Origin of the sequence: Prauserella isguenensis (assembly GCF_014191605.1) — a bacterium.
Lineage (GTDB): Bacteria > Actinomycetota > Actinomycetes > Mycobacteriales > Pseudonocardiaceae > Prauserella > Prauserella isguenensis.
The window spans coordinates 182637-201317 of sequence record NZ_JACHWU010000003.1 but is presented as its reverse complement, the minus strand read 5'-3'; the positions used below and the strand labels follow the sequence as shown (position 1 = coordinate 201317).

Genomic DNA, 18681 nt, shown 5'->3' with positions numbered 1-18681 from the left:
GGAGGGCCGCGGCGGCGGAGAGCCCGAAGTGGTGACAATGCGCACGGCGCGGTTACGTGTGGTCACGGTCCCACCAGGTCACACCTACGTTCGTGAGTGCCGTCACGGAACGTACGGGCATGTTGCGCGTCGCGGGCGGCGTTGACGTATACAGCAAGTGACGTGGCCGCCGTCCGAGGCGGTCCAATCCGAGCGGAGGAGGAACCGTTGTCGAACAAGGCCGCCGTCTTGTTCCGCGTGGTCGCCGTGGCCGAGGCGCTGTCGTGGGCCGGCCTGCTGATCGGCATGTTCCTGAAGTACGTCGTCGAGCTCGGTGAGGGCGGCGTTCCCGTCCTCGGTGCCGTGCACGGCGCCATGTTCGTGGTGTACCTGGTCGTGACGCTGGGCGTTGCGAAGCCGCTGGGCTGGACGGCCGGTACGACCGTCACCGCGCTCCTCGCGAGCATCCCGCCGCTGTTCACGTGGTGGTTCGAGACGTGGGCGCTGCGCCGCGGCAAGCTCGACGGCCCGCAGCGTTCCCGGCAGGGCGGCACGGCGCTGTTCCGTGAGCCGGTCGGCGCCTGAGCGCCACCCACCCCCGCGTCGCAAGCGGCAGGCAGCTCACTCGGTGAAGTCGCCTGCCGCTTTGCGCACCTTGGTCAGTAGTTCGGTGAGCTGCTGCGTCTGTCGCCCGGTCAGGCCGCTGAGCCCGAAGTCGATGTCGGTGACGGCCTTCGTCGCCACCTCGTAGCGGGCGCGCCCGTCATCGGTGATCTCGACGAGGGTCGTGCGCCGGTCGGTCGGATGCGGAGTTCGTGCGACGAGTCCGCCGGACTCCAGCCGGTCGACGATATTGGTGACGCTCGTCGGGTGCAGCTGCAGTCGTTCACCCATGACCCGCATCGGCAGTGAGCCCTGGCGGGAGAAGGTGAGCAGGACCAGCGCCTCGTAACGGGCGAACGTCAGCCCGTGCGGTTTGAGTGCGCCGTCGACCGCCGACTGGACGATCTGCTGCACCCGCATGACACCGGTGACGGCCGCCATGGTGTCGGAAGGCCCGATGCGGTCCTCCCACAGTTGCGCCGCGCGGGCGATCGGGTCGAACGGCAACGGACGGTTCATGGCGCCCGAAGTTAGCAGCGCGGACCGGATCGCCGGGCACTCGCCCCGAGCCGGCCGCCGCCTCACCGCTCCACGGTTCGCCGCCGGTGATGCCGGGTGGGGCGGGATCGCGGTAGAACAGCAGGGGCCACGAGCCGGTCGGGAGGCACGAGACGAGGCCACCGGCACGAGAACCGGTACGAGATCCCAGGGAGTCCCACCATGATCGTCGCGTTCAGCGTCAGCCCGGCCGCCGCCGAGTCCGACGGAGGCGTGAGCGAGGCCGTCGCGCGCGCCGTGCGGGTCGTGCGCGAGTCCGGCCTGCCGCACCGCACCGGGTCCATGTTCACCGAGATCGAAGGCGAGTGGGACGAGGTGATGGACGTGGTCAAGCGCGCGACGGACGCCGCAGGCGAGGGCGCCGGGAGGGTCGGCCTGGTGATCAAGGCCGACATCCGACCCGGCTACACCGGCCAGCTCGACGCCAAGCTCGACCGCGTCGAGGCGCACCTGCGCGACGCATGACGGCCCGCACCCGCCCCGCCCGCAGTGGGGCGCCGAGCTGCGGATTCGCTAGGATTCCACCAGTGACCCAGCTCCCAGTAGTCCGTGCCAGGATGGAACCGTGACACAGCCACGCAACACTCCAGGGGTACCGGCGGCCCTCTCCGGAGCGGTCGATCTGTCCGGTTTGAAGCAGCGCGCCGAGGCCTCGAAACAGCAGGCCGGCCCGTCCGCGTCGAGTGGGGAGGCCGCGCCGCAGCCCGCAGGTGCCGGTGGCGGTTCCGGAGCCACCGGCGGCGCGGTGATCGACGTGACCGAGTCGTCGTTCCAGGCCGAGATCGTCGAGCGGTCGATGAACACGCTCGTCGTCGTCGACCTGTGGGCCGACTGGTGCGGGCCGTGCAAGCAGCTCAGCCCGGTGCTCGAGAAGCTCGCCGGTGAGGCGAACGGCGCGTGGGTGCTGGCGAAGGTCGACGTCGAGGCCAACCCGCGCATCTCACAGCTGTTCGGTGTGCAGTCGATCCCGACGATCGTGGCGATCGCGGGCGGACAGCCCGTTGACGCCTTCTCCGGTGCGCTGCCGGAGCCCGAGATCAAGCAGTGGCTGAACAAGCTGCTCGACGCACTGCGCGACAAGCTGCCCGGCATCCGTGCCGCAGAGGAAGGCGCCGCCGCGGAGCCGGTGGAAGAGCCGGAGGACGAGCGGTTCACCGAGGCCGAGGACGCGTTCGCGCGCGGCGACCTCGCTGCCGCCGAAGCGGCCTACCAGCGGATCCTCGACACCGAGCCCGCCAACGAGCAGGCGAAGGCCGCGTTGAACCAGGTGCGGTTCGCCGCACGGGCGGCGGAGTCGGACTCCTCGGCGATCGCCAAGGCCGACGCTGATCCGTCCGACCTCGACGTCCAGCTCGCCGCGGCCGACCAGGAAGTCGCCCAGCAGCAGGTCGAGGCAGCGTTCGCCCGGCTCATCGACGCGATCCGCCGCACCGCGGGGCCGGACCGCGACCGCGTCCGCGAGCACCTGGTCGGACTGTTCGAGCTGTTCGACCCGGCTGACGAACGGGTCGTCAAGGCGCGCCGCGACCTCGCCGGCGCCCTGTTCTGAACCGACCGCCGAACACACCGCGCGTCGGGCCGGGGCGGCTCCGGTCGTCCCGGCCCGACGTCGTGTCCCGGCCGGGAACGATCCGGCACGAGCGCCCTCAGCCCAGCGCGCCCGCGAACATCGGCGCTACTTGTAGGTCTCCGTGCAGACCGAGGAGCCTTCCAGGTAGCCGTTGCGCAGGGCCTCGATGCGGGCGAAACCGTTGGCGACCCGGTGCCCGTTGATGTCGGCGGCCAGCAGGCTGCGCGGCTGCAGCAGCTCGGCGATCGCCTCGTCGAGGTCGCCGGGGGACAGGTACAGCGTCGAGCCGCTGTCGGGGTTGTTGGCGAACTTGGCCCACGCGCCCACGAGGCAGGCCGTGCGCAGCCCCGCCTGCCCGCCCTCGGTGGGCGCCCCGACGCCCTTCTGGATCCCCTGCACGTACCGGGACGCCACCTCGGAGAACACCGCGAAGTCGCCGAGGCCCGCGTCGGGTGAATTCTTCCCGGTCAGCTCACCCACCTGGTCGGCGGGTTGGCCGATCTTCTCGAGCGTCGTCAGGTCGATGTGGACCTCGTTGTTCTGCTCGCAGTACGACACCGGCGGGGTGGAGCGGCCCTGCTGACAGGTGCCGTCGCCCTCGACGATCTGCGGCGGGTCGACACCGGTGGCGGAGAACGCCTGGTCGAGGCTCCGCTGCACGTGGACCATGGTGCCGCCCGTGATGGGTGCCTGGCCCTGCTGCGCCTGGTCGGTGGCGTTCTTGAACGGCACCTCGGTGATGCGCTCGTCGACCTCGGTCTTGTCGATCTCCGCGCAGCGTTTCGCGCCCTCCTCGAAGCCGAGTTGCACGGCGTAGGTGCGGTCGAACCCGGACCCGTGGGCTCCCTGTTCGTTGGCGTGCGAGCCCGGAGCATCGCGGATCAGGAACAGGGCACCGAGCACCTCGTTCACGCCGTCGGACGTCGACAGCTCGAAGTATTTGCTCTTGTCCTCGGCGATCCACCGCATGTACGAGCCGGTGAAGCAGTCGGCCTGCTGCTCCTTCACGATCGTCGACGTGCCGCCGTCGATGCCGGCCTTCTCGCCGAGCCGGGTCTGGACCGCGTGCCCGAACTCGTGGGCCAGCACCGCCGCGACGGCCATATCGCCGAACTTCTCGCGCAGCAGCGGAAGCAGGACGCCACGGTCCCAGGCGACCAGGTCCTCCGGTGGGCAGTAGAAGGCGTTGAGCGCCATGTCCCGGGTGCTGGTGCCGCAGACCTCCTGCGCCTCGCCCTCGGGGTCGTAGGACATGAGCTTGTCGACGTGTTCGAACTTCTCGCCGAAGTGCTCCGGCATCTGCTCGTCCCAGTAGTCGGTCACGTCGGCGATCGACGCCAGCGCCAGCCGGTCCTCGACGGCGTCGGTGGCGCCTTCGGCCCGGACGTCCGGCTTCGCCGCGTCGTCCTTGAGCCCGCTCTCGAAGTGCGTCACCGGCAGCCCGGCGACCTCCCCCACCGTCTGCAGCTCGCCCGTGACCTGTTCGCCCGCGCAGGCGGTCGCGGTCAGGGCCACGACGGCCAGTCCGGCGATGACCCGCACTGCGTTGACGCGTCCCGGGCGCCCCCCTGTCCTCATGGGGGTGCACCTTACTGAGTGTCGGTGTGCGGCACGCGGTGATCCGGACATCGGGCGCTCGGAATGTCGCCGATCACGGCCCCCGTGCGGCGCGCGAGTGATCCAGTAGGTTCAATCGCAGCATGAGAGCAGTCCGCCGATTCACCGTGCACGCGCGCATCCCCGACCGGTTGGCCGGGCTCACCGCGCTGGCCACGAACCTGCGCTGGACGTGGCACCCGCCGACGCGCGACCTGTTCGCGTCGATGGACGACGCGTTGTTCCGGCGGATCCGCGACCCGTTGCGCATGCTCACCGAGATGCCCGCCGACCGGCTCGAGGAACTGGCCGACGACGAGGCGTTCCTGGAACGCACCCGCGCGGCCGTGGACGGTCTGCACCGGTACCTGACCGAACCGCGCTGGTACCAACGACTGGCCGATGACCACGAGCGCGTGCCGTCGGCGGTCGCGTACTTCTCGATGGAGTTCGGTGTGCACGAGGCGCTGCCGAACTACTCCGGTGGGCTGGGCGTGCTGGCGGGCGACCACCTCAAGGCCGCCTCCGACCTGGGGGTGCCGATCATCGGTGTCGGGCCGCTGTATCGGGCCGGGTACTTCCGGCAGTCGCTGTCGCTCGACGGCTGGCAGGTCGAGCACTACCCGGTGATCGACCCCGACGGGCTGCCCCTCGAACTCGTCACCGAGGACTCGGGTCAGCCCGCGATGGTGAGTGTCGCGATGCCCGGCGGCCGCGAGCTGCGCGCGCAGTTGTGGAAGGCGAGCGTCGGCCGGGCGGTGCTGCTACTGCTCGACACCGACGTCGACGGCAACGACGACGACTTGCGGCGGATCACCGACCGGCTCTACGGCGGGGACGCAGACCATCGCATCCGCCAGGAGATCCTCGCCGGGATCGGCGGCATGCGCGCGGTGCGGCGGTACTGCGAACTCACGGGTCATCCGCAGCCCGAGGTGTTCCACACCAACGAGGGCCACGCGGGTTTCCTCGGCCTGGAGCGTGCCGACGAGATCCTCGAAGGCGGCGATCTCGGGTTCGACGAGGCACTGTCGGCCGTCCGCGCGGGCACGGTGTTCACGACGCACACGCCCGTGCCCGCCGGGATCGACCGGTTCCCCGTAGACCTGGTGCAGCACTACTTCGGCGACGGCGCGCTGTTGCCGCACGTCGATCCGCGGCGCGTGCTGGCGCTCGGCGCGGAGGACAACCCGGGCATGTTCAACATGGCGCACATGGGGCTGCGGTTGGCGCAGCGCGCCAACGGCGTCTCCGAACTGCACGGCCGCGTGTCGCGGCGGATGTTCGCCGGGCTGTGGCCGGGTTTCGACGTCGACGAAGTGCCGGTCCGCTCGGTCACCAATGGTGTGCACGGCCCGACCTGGGTGGCGCGGGAGATGACCGCGCTGCTCGGCGGCAACGACGAGGAGTGGGGCCACGAGGGAGACGGGAACGGTACGCGCATCGCCGCCGACGTCACCGACGAGCAGCTGTGGGAACTGCGCAGGGAACTGCGGTCCAACCTGGTCGGCGAGGTGCGCAGGCGCGCGCGGGAGGCGTGGCTGCAGCGAGGCGCCTCGGCGCTCGAACTGGGGTGGACGGACCGGATCTTCGACCCGGACGTGCTCACCGTGGGCTTCGCCCGGCGGGTGCCCACCTACAAGCGGCTGACGCTGATGCTGCGGGATCCGGAGCGGTTGCGCGCCCTGTTGCTCGACGAGCACCGGCCGATCCAGATCGTCGTCGCGGGCAAGTCGCACCCGGCCGACGAGGGCGGCAAGGCGCTCATCCAGCAGATCGTGCGGTTCATCGACGACGACCCCGAGGTGCGCAGGCGCATCGTGTTCCTGCCGGACTACGGCATGCAGATGGCCCGCTACCTGTATCGCGGTTGTGACGTGTGGTTGAACAACCCGACCCGCCCCCTCGAGGCTTGCGGCACCTCCGGGATGAAGGCGGCGCTCAACGGCTGCCTGAACCTGTCCACGAGCGACGGCTGGTGGGACGAGTTCTACGACGGCAGCAACGGCTGGGCGATCCCGACGGCCGACGGCGTCGCCGACCCGCTGCAGCGGGACGATCTGGAGGCCGCCGCGTTGTACGACCTGCTGGGCCAGCAGATCGCGCCGCTGTTCTACGACCGGGACGAGCGTGGTGTGCCGAAGGGCTGGCTCTCCCGCGTGTGGCACACGCTGCGCACGCTGGGCCCGAGCGTGCAGGCCTCGCGGATGGTGCGCGAGTACGTCGAGTCGTATTACCTGCCGGCGGCCGAGACGGTCGCGGAGGCCACGGCGGACTCCTACGCCGGGTCGCGCGCGTTCCACGACTACCGCACGCGCCTGGACGAGGCGTGGCCGCAGGTGCGTGTCGCCGACACGGAGCTGTTGGCAGACGGGGCGGAGACGCTCGTGGTCGGTGCGGACGTGCGGGTGCGCGCACAGGTCGACATGGCGGGCCTGGATGCGGCCGACGTCGAGGTGCAGGCCGTGGTCGGCCGGGTCGGCGACACGGACGAGCTCGCCGACGGCGTGCACGTGGCGATGGAACCGGTGGAACGTGGCGTGTTCGAGGCACGGTTGCGGCTGCCGCACGCGGGCGCGCTGGGCTACACGGTGCGGGTGCTGCCGCGGCACCGGCTGCTGGCGAGCCCGGCCGAGCTCGGCAAGGTCATCGTGGCGTGAGTCCACGGATGGGGCACGGTGGCGTGAGTCCATCGATCGAGCATCGTGGCGTGAGTCCACGGGTGGGGCACGGCGGCGTGAGTCCAGTCGGCCTGTCGTGGGCCCACACGCGGGCGCGCGCGACCGGTCGGTGAGAATGGCACTCGTGAACGCGGCGCACGACACTCCACGGGACGACGCAAGCACCGGGCAGCCGGAGAACCTCGAGGACCTGGTGGTCCACGCCTCGGGGGTCGGGGTCCGGCGGGGCGGCAACAAGTTGCTCGCCGATCTCGACTGGTCGGTGGAACTCGACGAACGCTGGGTGATCCTCGGCCCGAACGGCGCGGGCAAGACCACGCTGCTCAAGCTGGCGGCGGCGGAGTTGCACCCGACGACGGGCACCGTGCACGTGCTGGGGGAGAAGATCGGCCGTACCGACGTGTTCGAGCTGCGCACGCGGATCGGGTTCACGTCGGCGGCCGTCAACTCGCGGGTCCCGGGTGACGAGAAGGTGCGCGACGTCGTCGTCAGCGCCGGTTACGCCGTCATGGGACGGTGGCGTGAGCGCTACGACGAGCTCGACACGGAGCGGGCCGACGAGCTGCTGGCCGCGCTCGGCATCGCTCACCTGGGCACGCGGGAGTACGGCACGCTCTCGGAGGGTGAACGCAAGCGCACCCTCATCGCCCGTGCGCAGATGACCGACCCCGAACTGCTGCTGCTCGACGAGCCGGCCGCGGGACTCGACCTCGGCGGCCGCGAGGACCTCGTGGCGCGGCTCTCGGAGCTGGCGCTCGACCCGGACGCGCCCGCGATGGCACTGGTCACCCACCACGTCGAGGAGATCCCGCCCGGGTTCACCCACGCACTGTTGCTCGCCGAGGGGCGCACGGTCGCCGCGGGGCTGCTCGACGACGTGCTGACGGCGGAGAACCTGTCGGCTACGTTCGGCCAGGACCTCGTGCTGGAGCGCTCGGGTGATCGCTTCTTCGCACGGCGCAGGTAAGCTCATTACCGGCCGGTAGCTTCCGGTCGCAGGCATGTCGAGCAAGCGTTCAAGGAGGAAGGCGTGGGCGAGTTCGTACGACTCGAGGTCGAGGCAGGCGTCGGCACCATCAGGCTGGACCGGCCCCCGGTCAACGCGCTGAACAACCAGGTGCAGCGTGAGCTCGCCGAGGCCGCGAAGGAGGCCGCGGGCCGCGACGACGTCCGCGCCGTGATCCTCTACGGCGGGGAGAAGACGTTCGCGGGCGGTGCCGACATCAAGGAGATGGCGGCCAAGTCCTACGTCGAGATCAACGAGTTCGGCGCCGAGCTACAGGCGTCGTTGGCGTCGATCGCCGAGTTGCCGAAGCCGACCGTCGCGGCCGTGACCGGCTACGCGCTGGGCGGGGGTCTCGAGCTGGCGATGACCGCCGACCGCCGGATCGTCGGTGACAACGTGAAGGTCGGCCAGCCGGAGATCCAGCTCGGCATCATCCCGGGTGCGGGCGGTACGCAGCGCCTGACCCGGCTCGTGGGCCCGAGCAAGGCCAAGGACATCGTCTACACGGGACGGTTCGTGAAGGCTGAGGAGGCGCTCGCGATGGGCCTGGTCGACCAGGTCGTCGCCCCGGACGACGTGTACACCGCGGCGCACACGTGGGCGGCGCAGTTCGCCGACGGCCCTGCTGTCGCACTGAAGGCCGCCAAGGCCGCCATCGACGGCGGTCAGGACATGGACCTGCGCAACGCGCTGAAGCTCGAGACGCAGCTGTTCACGGCGCTGTGGGCCACCGAGGACCAGGCCGCGGGGATGGAGTCGTTCATCGAGAACGGCCCCGGCAAGGCCCGGTTCAAGGGGAAGTGACCGTGTCCGACGACGTACGCGGCCTCGACCCCGCTCCGAACCCGCACGCGAGCGCCGACGAGGTGCAGGCCGCCTATGCCGACCCGAAGCTCGCCAACGTGCTCTACCACGACTGGGAAGCCGGCACGTACGACGAGAAGTGGTCGATCTCGTACGACGAGCGTTGCATCGACTACGCGACCGACGTGTTCACCGCGGTGGCGGGGGAGAGCGATCGGCCGTACCCCACCGCCATGGAACTGGGCAGCGGCACGGGCTTCTTCCTGTTGAACCTGATGCAGGGCGGGGTGATCAAGAAGGGTTCGGTGACGGACCTGTCGCCCGGGATGGTCGAGGTCGCGCTGCGCAATGCCGAGCAGCTGGGACTCGACGTCGACGGCCGGGTGGCGGACGCCGAACGGATCCCCTACGAGGACGACAGTTTCGACCTCGTGATCGGGCACGCCGTGCTGCATCACATCCCGGACGTCGAGGCGTCGCTGCGCGAGGTGCTGCGGGTGCTCAAGCCGGGCGGGCGGTTCGTGTTCGCGGGCGAGCCGACCAAGGTCGGTGACTTCTACGCCCGCAGACTGGGCCAGCTGACATGGTGGCTGACGACGACCGTCACCAAGCTGCCCGCGCTGAGCGGCTGGCGGCGGCCGCAGGCCGAGCTGGACGAGTCCTCGCGTGCCGCGGCGCTGGAGGCCGTGGTCGACCTGCACACGTTCGATCCGTCCGATCTGGAGCGCACGGCGCTGTCGGCGGGTGCGGCCGATGTCCGGGCGGTCACCGACGAGTTCAGCGCGGCGCTGGCGGGCTGGCCGATCCGGACGTTCGAGGCCGCCGTTCCGGACGAGAAGCTCACGCTCAAGTGGCGGTTGTTCGCCTACAAGCTGTGGCTGCGGCTCTCGGCCGTGGACAAGAAGCTGTTGTCCAGGGTGTTGCCGCGGGAACTGTTCTACAACGTGATGATCACGGGCACCAAGCCGCCAGAGCCCGTCGAGCCCTGACCGGCTCGTCGGAGTAGGAGCACCGGAACCGTTGCCGTACGCCTTCTCACCCGACGACGTCGCCTTCCTGGCCTCGGCCGAGGGTGAGAAGGCGATCGCGGCCTGCGACGGGCTGGGGCTCACCGACGCGAGCTGGCTCTCCGACGTGACCAGCGCCCGTCGTCTGGTGGGTGACCGGTACGCCGCGGTGCTGGAAACCGTACTGCTGCGCCGGAAAGCGTCGTCCAAACTGGACGATCCGGCTTCGTGGCTGTTGACCTCGGAGGCGCTGCAACAGGCGAGCGCCTCGCCGGTGGCACGCCACCGGGCGGCACGGCTCGCGGGGCGTGACGTGCACGACGTGACATGTTCCATCGGGGCCGACCTCGTCGAGTTGGCCCGGACCGCGGCTCGGTGCGTGGGCTCGGACCTCGATCCGACCCGGCTCGCGATGGCACGGCACAACGCCGCCGTGGCCGGGGTGTCTCCCACGGTGGTGCGCGCGGACGCGCTCGCGCCGGTCACCCGCGATGCCGTGGTGGTGGCCGATCCCGCCAGGCGGGACTCGTCGGGGCGCCGCACGTGGAAACCCGGTGACTTCGTGCCCGCGCTCGACGAGCTGGCCGCCGCGTACGACGGACGCGACCTGGTCGTGAAGTGCGCACCGGGACTCGACACGTCGATCGCGCCGTGGGCGCGCGAGGTCGAGCTGGTCTCACTCGACGGGCAGGTGCGGGAATCCTGTCTGTGGTCCGGCGGCCTCGCCACGACGCGCAGGCGTGCCACGGTACTGCGAACCGGCGAGGCGGGGGCAGGCGCTGCACAGTGGACGATCACCGACGACGAGCCGGACGACGCCGGCGTCGGGGAGCCGGGGGAGTGGCTCGTCGACCCCGACGGCGCCGTCGTCCGGGCCGGTCTGGTGCGGCACTACGGGGCTCGGCACGGCCTGTGGCAGCTCGACGAGCGCATTGCCTACCTCACCGGTGACGAGCCGCCACCCGGGGTGCGTGCGTTCCGTGTGCTGGAGTTCGGTCACTACAGCGAGAAGGAACTGCGGGCGATGCTGCGGCGCCACGACGTCGGCAGGGTGGAGATCCTCGTGCGCGGCCTGGATGTCGACCCGAACACGCTGCGCCGCAGGCTCAAGCCGTCCGGCTCGGGCGAGGCGAGTGTCGTGCTCACCCGGATCGGGCGGAGGCCGACGGCGCTGCTCTGCAGAGCCGAACGCGTGCCCGCCTGACGGCGCGCGGGGTCCGGTGATGCGGTCGCAGTGGGCGTGACGGATGCGCGGGTGCGCCCGAACCGGGCGCACCCGCGCACGTCCCGTGACGGCGGTCAGGTCACGACTGTCCCGCGAGGGCGGCATCGAACATGCCGGGCCGGTACGAACCGCCCTTCTGGTGGACGATCACGGCCATGCGGTTGGCCGCGTTGATCAAGCTCACCAGTGCCACAAGCGCTGCGATCCGGTCATCGTCGTAGTGCTTGCGGACCGCTGCCCACGTCTCGTCGGACACGCCCTGGTGGGCGTCGGCGAGCCGGGTGCCCTCCTCGGCGAAGGCGAGTGCGGCGCGCTCGGCGGCGTCGAAGACGGTGGTCTCCCGCCAGACGGCGACGAGGTTGAGCCGCTCTGCGCTCTCCCCGTGGGCGGCGGCCTCCTTGGTGTGCATGTCGACGCACCAGCCGCAGCCGTTGATCTGGCTGGCCCGCAGCGACACGAGTTCCTGGATCGACGCGGGCAGCGGTGAGTCGGTGATGACGGCGCCGGCGTTCGCGAAGCGTTTGGCGAACTTGAGCGCCAGTTCGTTGCCGAACATGTCGAATCGGGTTTCCATGGCTGTGGTCCTCCTCGTTGCTGCGGCGGCGACGTCGCCGGATGACGCGTTGTCGCGCGACGACGTCGACGTGGGGCGACCAGAAGACGCCGGCGGTGCGAAGCGTGTGACATCCGTGGTTGCCACCGGTCCGTGCCGGCCGCGGGTGTCACAGCGCGGCGCTCGTCGGCGTCGTAGGGGTGTCACGTCCGAAGGGAGACCCATGACCGCCATGCCGCACCGGCCCGCGCCGGACGTCGACGCCGCCACCGAGGTGTTCGTCGCGCACCGGAACCTGCTGTTCACGGTCGCCTACGAGATGTTGGGCTCGGCCACCGACGCGGAGGACGTACTGCAGGAGACGTGGCTGAAGTGGACGGGCGTCGAACTGGCGCGGGTGCGTGACCGGCGGGCATACCTGGTGCGCATCACGACACGGCAGGCGCTCACGCGAATGCGCACTCTCGGCAGGCGTAAGGAGACCTACGTCGGCGCGTGGCTGCCCGAACCGCTGGCCACGGCGGCCGACGTGGCCGACGACGTCGAGCTGGCCGAGAGCGTGTCGATGGCGATGCTGCTGGTGTTGGAGACGCTGTCGCCGACCGAACGCGCCGTGTTCGTGTTGCGGGACGTGTTCGCTGTCGAGTACGAGGAGATCGCCGCGGCGGTCGGCAAGAACGCCGCCGCGGTCCGGCAGATCGCCCACCGGGCACGCGGCCACGTCGCCGCCCGCAGGCCGCGCGGCCCGGCGTCGCCGGACGAGGCGCGGCGGGCGCTGGACGCGTTCCGCCGCGCTGTCGACACGGGTGACCTGCAGGGCCTGCTGGACATCCTCGCTCCCGACGCGGTGCTCATCGGTGACGGCGGCGGCCTGGCGCAGGCGGTGCCGAACCCGATCGTGGGCGCGGATAAGGTGGGCAGGGTCCTGGCGACCGGCGCATGGCGTGTCCCCGAGATCGGCACGCTCGCCCCGGCGAGCGTCAACGGGCACCCGGCTCTCGTGCTGTGGCGCGGCGACGAGGTCGACACCGTGGTGGCGGTGCGGATCGACGACGGCCTGATCAGCGGCCTCTACGGAGTGCGCAACCCCGAGAAGCTGTCCCATGTCACCCACGAGACCGTCCTGAGTCTCTGAACGCCGTACGACGGTCTTCGGCACGGCCCGGGAAAAAGTTCGGAGAAAGTGCTCGCATCGTGTCGAGAATGAGGAGTCGGCTCCGTCCCAGGGGCATGCGAGCGGCCACGAGGGCCGCCACGGTGAAGGAGGAGCACCATGAAGTACCTGCTGCTGAAGCACTACCGGGGCGGGCCGGAGCCGGTCGTCGACTACGGAACGATCGACAGCTGGAGCCCCGACGAGGTCGATGCCCACATGCGGTACATGAGCGACTTCGCGGAGAAGCTGCAGTCCACGGGTGAGTTCGTCGACGCCCAGGCGCTCTCGCCCGAGGGAACGTTCGTGCGCTACGACGGCGAGGGGCGTCCGCCGGTGACGGACGGGCCGTTCGCCGAGACCAAGGATCTCGTCGCGGGCTGGATGGTCATCGACGTGGATTCCTACGACCGGGCGCTCGAACTGGCGGGCGAACTGTCGGCGGCTCCCGGTCCGAACGGCGAGCCGATCCACGAATGGCTCGAACTGCGCCCGTTCATGTCCGGGCGGGCCGAGAGCGTCGAGTGAATCCGACGCTGCTGCGGGAGCTGGTGCCCGCCGTGATCGGGGTGCTCGTCCGGCGCGGGGCGGATTTCGCGTCGGCGGAGGACGCGGTGCAGGAGGCCGTGATCCGTGCGTTGGAGACCTGGCCCGACGATTCCTCCTCGCGCTCGAGCGGCGCGGATCCCGTGAGGGACCCGAAGGGCTGGCTGATCGCGGCGTCGTGGCGCCGGTTCGTCGACGGCAAGCGTGCGGAGGAGTCGAGGCGGGGGCGTGAGGTCGAGGTGGCGGCCGAGCCTCCGCCGGGCCCCGCTCCCGCCGCGGACGACACGCTGCGGCTGTACTTCCTGTGCGCACATCCGTCGCTGGCTCCCGCGTCGGCGGTCGCGCTGACACTGCGTGCCGTCGGTGGGCTCACCACGCGGCAGATCGCCGCCGCGTACCTGGTGCCCGAGGCGACGATGGCGCAGCGGATCAGCAGGGCCAAGCGGCGGATCGCGGGCGAGTCGTTCGACAGGTCCGGTGATCCGGCGACGGTGTTGCGGGTGCTGTACCTCGTGTTCAACGAGGGTTACGGCGGCGACGTAGACCTGGCGGCGGAGGCCATCCGACTGACCCGCCAGCTCGTCGCGCTGACCGACGACCCCGAGGTGGCAGGCCTCTTGGCGCTGATGCTGCTGCACCACGCCCGCCGCGCGGCCCGCACGGACGCCGACGGACGGCTGATTCCCCTCGCCGAGCAGGACCGTGGCCGTTGGGACACCGGTCTGATCGCGGAGGGAGTGGAGATCCTGCAGACAGCGCTCGCACGGGATCGGCTCGGCGAGTACCAGGCTCAGGCGGCGATCGCCGCGCTGCACGCCGACGCTCCGACTGCGGCCGAGACGGACTGGCCGCAGATCGTGGAGTGGTACGACGAGCTGCTCCGGCTCACCGAGAGCCCCGTCGTGCGGTTGAACCGCGCGGTCGCGGTCGGCGAGGCCGACGGGGCCAGAGCGGGCTTGGCGGCGCTCGAGGACGTGGACCCGGGCCTGCCGCGGTATGCCGCCGCGTCGGCCTACCTGCACGAGCGCGCCGGCGAGCACGCCCGCGCAGCGGACCTCTACGCCGAAGCGGCCCACACGGCCATGAGCGTTCCCGAGCGCGACCACCTGACCCGGCGGGCCGCGCGACTGCGACACCTGTGTTCGTGACCGCGTGGACGGACCGCTCACCGGCGCCGAGAACCTGCGGCTGAGTGCGAGCACGCCCACGGACCGCGGCGGTCTACCGCGCGACCATGGCGGCCGCGACCTCCTCGGCGAGACGGAGGGGGATCGCGGTCGCCGCCTCGTCGAGCACGTGCAGCCGGGCGTCGGGGATCTCCGTGGCGAGGGCTTCGCCGTTGCCCACGGGGAAGAACGGGTCGCGCCGGCCGTGGACGACGAGTGTCGGCACGGCCAACTCGGAGAGCCGCTCCCGCCAGCGCGGTGTGCAGTCCAGCGCGGCGAAGACCATGCCCAGCTGGTTGGCGCGGTGGACCGCGGGTTCAGTCGAGGGCGTGCGGTCGAACACACGGGCCGCGGTGGCGCGTGCGGCCACCGGGTCGTTGCCGAGGATCTCGGCGTGGGCGGCGGCGAAGTCCGCCACGGCGTCGCGGTCGGACCAGTCCGGCATCGGGAGGGCGAACGCCCGCTCCAGGGTGCCGGCGTCGTGGTCGGGCAGGTCGGCGTCGACGGGGCCCGGGGCGACCGGCCTCGTACCGGCGAGAGTCAGTGCCGAGAACGCGTCGGGGTGATCGAGCGCCGCCACCTGGGCCACCATGCCGCCGATCCCGATGCCGGCCAGGTGTGCCGGCAGGTCGTCGAGGTCGCGGGCGAGCACGGCGGCGTCGCGGGCGAGATCGCGCAGGGTGTACTTCGGTGCGTCGGGGTCGCCGGTGGTCGACGCACCTGCATCGCGCAGGTCGTAGCGCACCACGTGGCGTCCCCGGCGAGCCAGCGCCTCACAGAGTTCGTCAGGCCACGACAGCATGGTCGGGCCACCGGCGAGCAGGACGAGCGGTGCAGCCGGATCACCGAAGTGTTCGATCCCGAGGTCGACCCCGGTGGAGGTGCGGAACGACTCGGTCGGCATCTCCATGGTCAGCCTCCTGGCGCAGTGGTGGTGGTCGAACTGCGTGACCGGGGGCGTACCGGGGCCCGCACGGTCAGGCCACCGGCCGTCCGGCGCCGGCGTAGGAATCGCCGGGCTTACGGTAGTTGTGCACCTGCACGGCCTGGCCGAACGTCGGCGCGTCGATCATCTGCTGGTTGCCGATGTACATGCCGACGTGGTGGATCTTCGTGTTCGGGTCGCCGAAGAACACCAGATCGCCCAGCCGGGGTTGCTCGTCCGGGCCGGTGATCGGGAGCGACGAGTACTGCCAGTGGGCGGTGCGTTCGAGCGACACGCCCGCCGAGGCGTACGCCGCGGTCGTCAGGCCGGAGCAGTCGAAACCGGCGTCGCCCTGTTCCGTGCCGTTGCCGCCCCACACGTACGGCAGGCCGATCTTCTCGATGGCGAACGTGACCGCCCGCAGCACCTTCTCGTTGGGCGGCTCGTCCTGCATGCCGACCGTGCCGTAGACGTTGGCCGTGGCCAGCACCCGATGCAGGAACAGCGGTTCGTCGTGGAGCGCGGATACCCCCGCGAGCCACTGCTGTCCCTGGTCCAGATCGCGCCCGCCGTCACACAGGGCGCGGCCGGCGGTGAGTGCCGCGTCGTCGATGTCCTGGATGCTCGGCACATCGCCCGCCGAGGTCGCCGCCCACTGTTGCCAGACGGCGGGGGAGAGCTGCAGCGGCCCTTCGGCACCCGCTTGGGAGATGACGTCGCCCGCGAAATTACGCAGCTCGATGGTGCCGATGGGGGAGGTGGGCGTGCCGTCCCGCGTGAGCGTGCGGTCGCCTTCTCGGCCGTGGTCGCTGGCGGTACGCCCGATGCCGGCGAGCGTGACCCACGACAGGTTGCAGCCCGGCTTCTCCTTCTCCATGCGGACGGTCGCCGTGGCGTAGGCGTGCATGGCGCGGCGCGGGATGTCGAGCCAGCCCGCGACCTCGTCGACCCATGCCTCGAACCGGGTGCCCTGCTCCTGCGGCACGTCCCGGGCGGGCCGGGAACTCGTCGGCGCCGGTGTCGATTCCGGCTGCGGGGTCTGCTGGGATGCCGGAGTACTGCCGGGTCCGGGTGCCTGTCCGCCCACGGCGGCACCGTCGGCCGCCGCTGCCGCGGCACCCGTGTCATCGGCAGGTGCGGGGGACAACTGGACGACGGTGATCACGCCGGCCGCGAGCACGACCGCGGTGGCGAGGGCGAGCAGCGCGGCGAACCGGCCCCGGGCGCGCGGGGGCGTCGCGGGCGCCGTCGAGCCGGGCCCGGGTGCCGTGGACGACTCTGTCTCGGTCTCCCCCGAAGTCATGGCTCAGAGGATACGGAGGGCCGCGATGCGGGGCACGGTCGAGGTCACCGCAATCGGTCGAGCAGCAGTCCGCGCAGCGCGTCGAGATCGGTGTCGACGGCGACCTCGACCTCGGCCGCCGGGTCGGAATCGTCGGTCGACGCGCGTAGCGCGGGCAGCCGGCGGTCCGCGTGCGTTGCGCCTCGCCCCGGTCCGAACGAGCACTCGACCTGTACCGGGACGCGTTCGGTGCGGAGTGTTCCGGGCAGGATCGCCTCGGCGACGGCGACCGCGTCGTGGATCACCATGCCGTCCCAGCCGAGTGCGCCGCGGTAGTGCTCGCGGTAGTCCGGGGTGAGGGCGTGCAGCGCCGCACCGATCGGTCCGGACGAGTCCAGCTTGCCGAGCCACGCGGCATCCACCGCGCAGCGATAGGTCAGGTCCATCGGCACGAGCACGCACGGGGCCTCACCGCCGGTCAGCACGCGGTGCGCCGCTTCCGGGTCGCTCCAGACGTTGAACTCGGCGGCGGCCGTCGAGTTGCCGTGGCCGAGCGCGCCGCCCATGATCACGATCCGCTCGATCTTCTCGGCCGTGGCCGGATGTGCGGCCAACAGTGCCGCGATGTTGGTGAGCGGCCCGATAGGTGCGATCGTCACCGGCTCGTCGGAGGCCTCGAGCAGATCTGCCATCAGGGTGACCGCGTCGCGCTCGTCGAGCGGGCGGGACGGTTCGGGCAGTGCCGCGGACCTGCCGGACAAGCCGTCGGCGCCGTGGACCTGCCCCGCCTCGTTGGGGTGGCGGTGGACCAGCGGCCGTGCGGCGCCCGCCGCGACGGGCACGTCGGGTCGTTTGCACAGCGCCAGGAGACGGCGGGCGTTGATCGTCGTCGCCGACAGCGGAACGTTGCCGTACACGCTGGTCACGCCGAGAAGTTCGACATCGCTGCCGAGGGCCGCCAGCGCGATGGCGAAGGCGTCGTCCACGCCGGGATCGGTGTCGATGATCAGCTTCTGTGCCACGCCCACTCCTCACCGTTCGGTTGTTCACCGCCAGGTTACGACCGCGGGGGAGTGTCGATGCGACTGCGGCGGAGGTCGAGTCGTGGCGGATCGGATGGAGACGGGACGTGCGGAGCGCGCGCGGGCCCTGCGGGAGCGCCGTGCGCAGGTCGACGCCGAGGAGGTGACGTTCCTGGCCGAGCTGGCGGCCGGGGACGACGACTGGTGGAGTCTCGCCGAGGAACTCGCTCCGGAACTGCGGGCGTCGCCGACGACCGTGCGGGAGCGGATTCGGCGCGCGGTCGACCTGGTGCGGCGGATGCCACTGCTCGTCGCATCGATGCGGGCCGGGCATCTCGAGTCGTACGCCGTGCACCGGGTTCTCGCGACGACCGCGGTGCTGGAGGCGGCCCAGCGAGACGATCCGGCAACTGGTGCGAGCACGGGACCGGGAGTGTGTCGTTCCGTGGTGTCATCGGCCTGCCCGGCACTGCGATCACGACCACGAACGGGAGTGGGCCAAGGACGGTGGGGCGACATCGGTCGCCAACGGCGGGCCGCGGTGCCGACGTCACCACCGGCTGAAGAACGACCCGCGGTGGGGCTTCCGCTACGACCCGGTGCAGGGCACCGGTACGGTGACCACGCCGAACGGCACCACCTACACCGGCCATCGGGAGCCCGTGCTGGCTCCGCGGGAGCGCTACACCGCCGATGCTGAGCGGACGAACGGTGGCGGAGGCGAACCCCGTTCCGGTCGTGGCGATCGCACCGACTCCCGCCGGCGCGCCGGTTCACGGCAGCGTGACCATTCACGGCAGCGGGACCATCCGGAACATCCGGTCCCGCGCAACGATCCGGGGCGCGAGGGTGACAGCGACCCGCCGCCGTTCTGACCCGGGCGCGGCGGCCAGTCGTCGATGCAGGCTGTGCGGAGGAGGTGCTGTCGGTGCCCACCGGACCGTGCCCACCGGACCGGTCCCACCGGACCGTGCCCACCGGGCCGCGGTCGCCGGACGGACGCTC

18 protein-coding genes are annotated in these 18681 nt (G+C 71.2%); 12 read left to right on the top strand and 6 right to left on the bottom strand.

The features are described 5' to 3' along the window. Positions 1-207: 207 nt before the first annotated feature. Positions 208-564 (top strand): DUF3817 domain-containing protein, encoded by a 357-nt coding sequence (locus FHS23_RS13660; RefSeq protein ID WP_183654476.1) that lies wholly within the window; start codon positions 208-210, stop codon positions 562-564. Positions 565-600: 36 nt separating this feature from the next. Here FHS23_RS13660 and FHS23_RS13655 read toward each other — a convergent pair whose 3' ends face one another. Continuing rightward, positions 601-1101, bottom strand: coding sequence for a MarR family winged helix-turn-helix transcriptional regulator (locus tag FHS23_RS13655; protein ID WP_183654473.1), 501 nt, complete (start codon positions 1099-1101; stop codon positions 601-603). Between the two features lie 201 nt (positions 1102-1302). On the opposite strand from FHS23_RS13655, the gene FHS23_RS13650 reads away from it, so the two are divergent. Together FHS23_RS13650 and FHS23_RS13645 are read left to right on the top strand one after the other, a co-directional pair. Then, the gene (locus FHS23_RS13650; protein ID WP_183654470.1) at positions 1303-1605 is read left to right on the top strand and encodes a thiamine-binding protein; all 303 of its coding nucleotides are present in this window, start codon (positions 1303-1305) and stop codon (positions 1603-1605) included. A gap of 100 nt (positions 1606-1705) precedes the next feature. Continuing rightward, positions 1706-2689 (top strand): tetratricopeptide repeat protein, encoded by a 984-nt coding sequence (locus FHS23_RS13645; protein ID WP_183654467.1) that lies wholly within the window; start codon positions 1706-1708, stop codon positions 2687-2689. Between the two features lie 126 nt (positions 2690-2815). On the opposite strand, the gene FHS23_RS13640 is transcribed toward FHS23_RS13645, so the two are convergent. Next, the gene (locus tag FHS23_RS13640) at positions 2816-4288 is read right to left on the bottom strand and encodes a neutral zinc metallopeptidase (RefSeq protein ID WP_183654464.1); all 1473 of its coding nucleotides are present in this window, start codon (positions 4286-4288) and stop codon (positions 2816-2818) included. 122 nt (positions 4289-4410) lie between these two features. On the opposite strand from FHS23_RS13640, the gene glgP reads away from it, so the two are divergent. The 5 genes from glgP to FHS23_RS13615 all read left to right on the top strand — a co-directional run bounded on the left by glgP (position 4411) and on the right by FHS23_RS13615 (position 11008). Then, on the top strand, positions 4411-6966 hold the full coding sequence (gene glgP, locus FHS23_RS13635) for an alpha-glucan family phosphorylase (protein WP_183654460.1): 2556 nt from the start codon (positions 4411-4413) through the stop codon (positions 6964-6966). 145 nt (positions 6967-7111) lie between these two features. After that, positions 7112-7954 (top strand): ABC transporter ATP-binding protein, encoded by an 843-nt coding sequence (locus FHS23_RS13630; protein ID WP_343053901.1) that lies wholly within the window; start codon positions 7112-7114, stop codon positions 7952-7954. 63 nt (positions 7955-8017) lie between these two features. Beyond that, positions 8018-8797, top strand: a complete 780-nt coding sequence (locus FHS23_RS13625; protein WP_183654454.1) for an enoyl-CoA hydratase-related protein — start codon at positions 8018-8020, stop codon at positions 8795-8797. Positions 8798-8799: 2 nt separating this feature from the next. Beyond that, positions 8800-9786 (top strand): methyltransferase domain-containing protein, encoded by a 987-nt coding sequence (locus FHS23_RS13620; RefSeq protein WP_183654452.1) that lies wholly within the window; start codon positions 8800-8802, stop codon positions 9784-9786. 31 nt (positions 9787-9817) lie between these two features. Then, the gene (locus FHS23_RS13615) at positions 9818-11008 is read left to right on the top strand and encodes a class I SAM-dependent methyltransferase (RefSeq protein ID WP_183654450.1); all 1191 of its coding nucleotides are present in this window, start codon (positions 9818-9820) and stop codon (positions 11006-11008) included. 100 nt (positions 11009-11108) lie between these two features. Here FHS23_RS13615 and FHS23_RS13610 read toward each other — a convergent pair whose 3' ends face one another. After that, positions 11109-11603 (bottom strand): carboxymuconolactone decarboxylase family protein, encoded by a 495-nt coding sequence (locus tag FHS23_RS13610; protein WP_183654448.1) that lies wholly within the window; start codon positions 11601-11603, stop codon positions 11109-11111. A gap of 202 nt (positions 11604-11805) precedes the next feature. Between FHS23_RS13610 and FHS23_RS13605 the strand changes: the two genes are divergently transcribed. The 3 genes from FHS23_RS13605 to FHS23_RS13595 all read left to right on the top strand — a co-directional run bounded on the left by FHS23_RS13605 (position 11806) and on the right by FHS23_RS13595 (position 14429). Continuing rightward, on the top strand, positions 11806-12717 hold the full coding sequence (locus tag FHS23_RS13605) for an RNA polymerase sigma-70 factor (protein ID WP_221219528.1): 912 nt from the start codon (positions 11806-11808) through the stop codon (positions 12715-12717). Between the two features lie 138 nt (positions 12718-12855). Next, positions 12856-13263 (top strand): YciI family protein, encoded by a 408-nt coding sequence (locus tag FHS23_RS13600; RefSeq protein ID WP_183654446.1) that lies wholly within the window; start codon positions 12856-12858, stop codon positions 13261-13263. Further along, complete coding sequence (locus FHS23_RS13595; protein ID WP_183654444.1) at positions 13260-14429, top strand: DUF6596 domain-containing protein; 1170 nt, start codon at positions 13260-13262, stop codon at positions 14427-14429. The genes FHS23_RS13600 and FHS23_RS13595 overlap by 4 nt, the downstream gene beginning before the upstream one ends. Positions 14430-14502: 73 nt before the next feature. Here the strand turns inward: FHS23_RS13595 and FHS23_RS13590 are convergent, their stop codons facing one another. From FHS23_RS13590 to FHS23_RS13580, 3 genes are all read right to left on the bottom strand, one after another. Continuing rightward, a complete protein-coding gene (locus FHS23_RS13590; RefSeq protein ID WP_246382172.1) occupies positions 14503-15357 on the bottom strand; it encodes an alpha/beta fold hydrolase in 855 nt (284 codons plus the stop codon). Between the two features lie 67 nt (positions 15358-15424). Beyond that, the gene (locus FHS23_RS13585) at positions 15425-16675 is read right to left on the bottom strand and encodes a C40 family peptidase (protein ID WP_183654440.1); all 1251 of its coding nucleotides are present in this window, start codon (positions 16673-16675) and stop codon (positions 15425-15427) included. A 44-nt stretch (positions 16676-16719) separates the two neighbouring features. Continuing rightward, the gene (locus FHS23_RS13580; protein WP_183654437.1) at positions 16720-17676 is read right to left on the bottom strand and encodes a nucleoside hydrolase; all 957 of its coding nucleotides are present in this window, start codon (positions 17674-17676) and stop codon (positions 16720-16722) included. 413 nt (positions 17677-18089) lie between these two features. On the opposite strand from FHS23_RS13580, the gene FHS23_RS13575 reads away from it, so the two are divergent. After that, the gene (locus tag FHS23_RS13575) at positions 18090-18551 is read left to right on the top strand and encodes an HNH endonuclease signature motif containing protein (protein ID WP_183654434.1); all 462 of its coding nucleotides are present in this window, start codon (positions 18090-18092) and stop codon (positions 18549-18551) included. The last annotated feature ends 130 nt before the right edge of the window (positions 18552-18681 follow it).